At 35.0% G+C, this 5075-nt stretch carries 5 protein-coding genes; 1 reads left to right on the top strand and 4 read right to left on the bottom strand.

Going from position 1 to position 5075, the window contains the following annotated elements; genetic code table 11:
* Nucleotides 1-71: 71 nt before the first annotated feature.
* On the top strand, nucleotides 72-734 hold the full coding sequence (locus ACJML3_RS02155; protein WP_406020208.1) for a cysteine hydrolase family protein: 663 nt from the start codon (nucleotides 72-74) through the stop codon (nucleotides 732-734).
* Here ACJML3_RS02155 and uvrC read toward each other — a convergent pair.
* The 4 genes from uvrC to ACJML3_RS02135 form a co-directional block, all read right to left on the bottom strand.
* On the bottom strand, nucleotides 726-2567 hold the full coding sequence (gene uvrC / locus ACJML3_RS02150; protein WP_406020206.1) for an excinuclease ABC subunit UvrC: 1842 nt from the start codon (nucleotides 2565-2567) through the stop codon (nucleotides 726-728). The genes ACJML3_RS02155 and uvrC overlap by 9 nt on opposite strands.
* Nucleotides 2568-2699: 132 nt before the next feature.
* Nucleotides 2700-3476: a MetQ/NlpA family ABC transporter substrate-binding protein gene (locus ACJML3_RS02145; protein ID WP_406020204.1), complete on the bottom strand. Its 777-nt coding sequence runs from the start codon at nucleotides 3474-3476 to the stop codon at nucleotides 2700-2702.
* A gap of 119 nt (nucleotides 3477-3595) precedes the next feature.
* Nucleotides 3596-4195, bottom strand: a complete 600-nt coding sequence (locus ACJML3_RS02140; RefSeq protein ID WP_406020210.1) for a methionine ABC transporter permease — start codon at nucleotides 4193-4195, stop codon at nucleotides 3596-3598.
* A 99-nt stretch (nucleotides 4196-4294) separates the two neighbouring features.
* On the bottom strand, nucleotides 4295-5075 hold a 781-nt coding region (locus tag ACJML3_RS02135; protein ID WP_406020203.1), incomplete at its 5' end, for a methionine ABC transporter ATP-binding protein.

Raw genomic sequence — 5075 nt, 5'->3', positions numbered from 1 at the left:
AATTAGCATTGAAAAGGTGCATCAGTTAAAACAGTATATTTGTCATGATAAATTGAATTTGAGGTACTTTTATGACAGATAACAGTTTTCTTTCAGTTTATTATGAAGATCAGAATTATCACAAATTTGATGCGGTATCTGAGTCATCAACTGCTCTATTAATAATCGATCTGCAAAATACATATACAAAACTTGGAAAAACAGCAGATACAATTAGATTTTCACAATTCAGTCAAAGACTTGAAAAAATCGTTATTCCAAATACAAAAAAGCTCCTTTTTGAATTTAGAAAAAGAAATATGCAGATAATTTACTGCAGAATTGAAAGTCATCTTAAAAATGGTAATGACCGATCGCTATCGCAAAAACTTGAAGGCTGGAACAGTACTCTTCTTTTTAAAGACGACTATGATAGTCAGATCATAGATAGTATTGCACCACAAAGTGAAGAGATTGTACTTACTAAAACAACTGATAGTGCTCTTACAGGAACGAATTTAAGACTTATTTTAAATAATCTGTCCATAAAGACTGTTGTATGCGCTGGTATTTTTACCGATCAGTGCGTTTCTTCTACAGTCAGATCGTTAAGTGATGAAAGCTTTGATGTGATAGTACCACATGATGCAACAGCTGCAGGTACTATGGAGCTTCACAATGCAGAGCTTACTATACTCAACCATATTTATTGTACTGTAATGAGTTCAGATAAGATAATAGATCTTTTAAAGTGAATGGAAATGCTCATAGATAAGCTCAGCCATTTCTTTACTTATTGAAGGTACCTTAGACAGTTCCTGAACACTTGCGTTCATAACTTCTCTTATGCCACCAAGATGTTTTAATAAGGCCTGACGTCTCTTTGGTCCTATTCCTTCAATATTCTCAAGAGCTGAGTGTACTCTTGCCTTAGATCTTCTGTTTCTGTGACCAGTTATAGCAAAACGATGGGACTCATCTCTTATGTGCAGAACTATCTGCATAGCAGGATCGTCAAGAGAAAGATTGATAGTCTCTCTTGTATATCCAACAACGAATGTTTCAAGACCTTCCTTTCTGCCTTCACCTTTTGTAACAGCAAGTAAAAGAGGCTTTTTAACATCAGGATCGGTAAACAGTTTTGAAATGACATTTTCTGCCTGACTCAACTGACCTTTACCACCGTCAATGAAAATAATATCAGGAATAATGCCTTCCTTAATATTTTTAAATCTTCTGTTTAATACCTGATCCATTGCAGCAAAATCATCGCCAGGTGTAATTCCATCAATATTAAAACGTCGGTAATTTGCTGTATCTGGACCTTCACGATTAAAGGATACGCATGATGCTACAGTAAGCTCACCTTGTGTATGAGAGATATCGTAGCACTCCATATGCTGTATTCCTGTCATATTAAGAAGCTTTTCAAGTGAATCAATTCTTCTTTTGGCAGTTGTATTGTCTGCAAGTTTGATAAGCAGAGCTGAATTTGCATTTTCCTTTGCAAGTTTTAAGTATTTTGCCCTGTCAAGTCTTACTGAATTTGAGATTGTTAATGAATGATTAAACTGCTCTTTTACTGCTTCAATAATAACCTCAGGAGAATTTATCTTTGCATCGGTAATAATTTCCTTTGGCAGAAGACCTACACGTGATGATGAAAGATAATACTGCTCAATAAATGCAGTAAATTCATCTGTATCTGTATCAATTGAATTCTTTGTCATGAAATAAGAGCGCGATGCTATGATTCTGCCCTGTCTTATATACAGCACATGATTACAGATAATATCTTGAGCACTCAGTGTTGCAATAACATCGGCATCAATGTCGCACTCAGAGCTTACAGACTGGCTCTCCTGAACTCTTCTTAATGCTAATAACTGATCTCTAAGTTTAGCTGCCATTTCAAATTCTAAAGCATTAGAATGGATCTCCATTCTTTGTGTCAGAGAATTTAAAACATCCTGATTCTGTCCTTTTAAAAACATACGGACATAATTTACCTGACTTAGATAGTTTTCGTACTGCTCATCACTCATTTGAACACATGGAGCTAAGCATTTGCCGATCTGAGCCATAAGACAAGGTCTTGAACGATGTTTATAAACAGTATCAGTGCACTGTCTTATAGGAAAGAGGTTCTGTAAAAGCTTTAAGCTTTCTTTTGCTGCCTTTGCATCAGGATATGGACCAAAATACTCGCAGTCTATTCTCTTTTTGCCTCTGTAGTAATGAAGAGCTGGATGCTTTCCCTTAGTCAGAATAAGATATGGATATGACTTATCGTCACGTAAAAGAATATTGTAGTGAGGCTGATACTTTTTTATAAGATTGTTCTCAAGGATTAAAGCTTCAGCTTCTGAGAATGTAATAGTAAATTCTATATGATGAATATGGCTTATTAAGGCAAGTGTCTTTTTGTTTACATCCTTTAGAAAATAGGATGAAAGTCTTTTTTTCAGATCTTTTGCCTTTCCGACATAGATAACAGTATTCTCATCAGAATACATCTGATAAGAGCCAGGACGGTTAGGAACAGTCTTTAAAAATGAGCGGTAATCAAAACTAATAGATGCAGCCATATACAACTCAGAATCAGTTAATCTGAGTTTATTTTAACATCTTAAAATCAAAGAATAACCGTCTGAATAAAACAACAGAAACAAAAAAGGCCGAAATTTAAATTTCAGCCTTAAAAAATCATTTTTCAGTAATTAGAAAGCTGCAACAACTGCACCATTGTACTTGTCGTTGATGAACTTCTTAACCTTGTCAGACTGTAAAGCCTTTAAAAGAGCCTTTACACTGTCTTTCTTAACAGACAGTGAATTACCAACAACTACGTTTACATATGGAGAATCAGCATTTTCAATGAATAATGCATCCTTTAATGGATTTAAACCAGCATCGATAGCTAAGTTGGTATTAATGATTGCAGCATCGACATCATCTAATGAACGAGGTAACTGTGGAGCCTCTAATTCCTTGATATTTAAATTTAACTTGTTCTCTTTGATATCTAATGGAGTTGCAGAAATTGCTTTTGGATCTTCAAGAGTAATTAAACCTGCTGTCTGTAAAAGAAGTAATGCACGACCGCCGTTGGTTGGATCATTAGGAATTGCAATGGTTGCACCGTTTTTTAAATCCTTTAAATCCTTTAACTTGTGTGAGTAGAAACCGATAGGCTCAATGTGAATACCACCAACCTCAACTAAATCAGAACCATGATCCTTGATAAATGAATCAAGATATGGACGGTGCTGGAAGAAGTTTAAATCTAATAATTTGTCAGATACAGAGGTATTTGGCTGAACATAATCATTAAATTCAACAATCTTTAAATCAATACCCTGAGCCTTTAGATCTGGCTTTACAACCTCTAGGATCTCAACGTGAGGAACAGGTGTTGCACCAATTGTTAAAGTTTCAGCTGCATTTGATGAGAAAGATAATGCTAAAGCAGCTACTGATAGTAATAATTTTTTCATTTTTATCTCCAATAATTCTTTAATTTATCTGTTGAAGCTATGATGCAATTTATCAAAAAAAATATCAACAAAAAGATAATACTATTTTTTGATATATCTTTATAGAAAATAACTATAACTTATCTATGATCAACCATTTTTGCAAGAAAATCACCTAAAAGCTGTGTTAACTGAACCATAACGATAAGAATTAGAACAGTCATAACCATAACCGGTAACTGAAAACGCATATAACCATAGCGAATTGCAATATCTCCAAGACCACCGCCACCGATGGTGCCTGCCATAGCTGAACAGCCAATAATAACAATTACTGTAAGAGTAAAGTTTGCAATAAGTTCAGGCATTGCCTCAGGTATGAGAACTCTTACAATTATTCTAAATGGACTTGCACCCATAGACTGAGCAGCCTCAATAAGACCATATGGAACAGTTTTTAATGATGTTTCAACAAGTCTTGCTAAAAATGGAATTGTTGAAACAGTAAGAGGAACGACAGCAGCTGTAGTTCCAATAGATGTACCAACAAAGAACTTTGTAATAGGAATAATTGCAACCATCAAAATAATGAACGGCACAGAACGAAGTGCGTTAACAATTGTTCCAAGCGCAGTATAAAAAGGCTTTGAATAATAAAAATATCCTTTTGATGTTACAAGAAGAACCACTCCTAATGGCACTCCAAGAACAATTGATACTAGTGTTGCAAGAAGAACCATATATGCTGTATCAACAGTTCCGTTGAACAGAAGAACTGTAATTTTTGCTGCATAGGATGAAAAACCAAGCTCTGTTAAAAATTCAATCACAATACACCTCTATTCAACTTCATAACCTAATAGTTCAACCTTATATACTCTGTCTGTAAGCTCCTTTAAGGCAGTATCAATAGCATCCTTTGATCCATCTACTGCTATTACAAGAAAGCCTAAAGGCTGATTCTGAATATGATTAATCTGACCTGCCATAATAGAAATCTTTGCATTTGTCTTTATAGCAACATCAACAATTACAGGATCATTTGCTCTGTCACCAAGGAAGGTTAACAAGAACCATGCTCTGCTGTTTTCTTTATATTCAGAATAAAGTTTTGTATATGACAGAAGATCATCAAGATCACGTCTTACAACAGTTGCAACAAGGTGTTTTGTTAAATCTTTTTGTGGAGATGCAAAAACCTCAATGGTATCTCCCATTTCAGAGATTACACCGCCGTCAATTACAGCAACTCTGTCACAGCACTCCTTTATAACCTCAAGCTGATGAGTGATGATGACAATAGTTAACCCAAGTCGATCTCTAAGTGAGCACAAAAGCTTTAAAATTGAACTTGTTGTTTTGGGATCAAGTGCAGATGTAGCTTCATCACACAAAAGGATCTTTGGATTTGTTGCAAGAGCTCTTGCAATACCAACACGCTGCTTTTGACCACCAGATAACTGAGCTGGATAAACATTTGCCTTATCATCAAGACCAACTAAAGATAAAAGCTCTAATACTCTTTTTTTAATCTCGTTTTTGTTAAATCCAGCTATTTTCAGAGGAAATGCAACATTGTCAAAAACAGTGGCACTAGATAAAAGATTAAACTGCTGGAAT

This window comes from Succinivibrio sp. (assembly GCF_045124615.1).
Classification (GTDB): Bacteria; Pseudomonadota; Gammaproteobacteria; order Enterobacterales; family Succinivibrionaceae; genus Succinivibrio; species Succinivibrio faecicola.
This window is presented reverse-complemented; position numbering and strand designations above follow the sequence as displayed.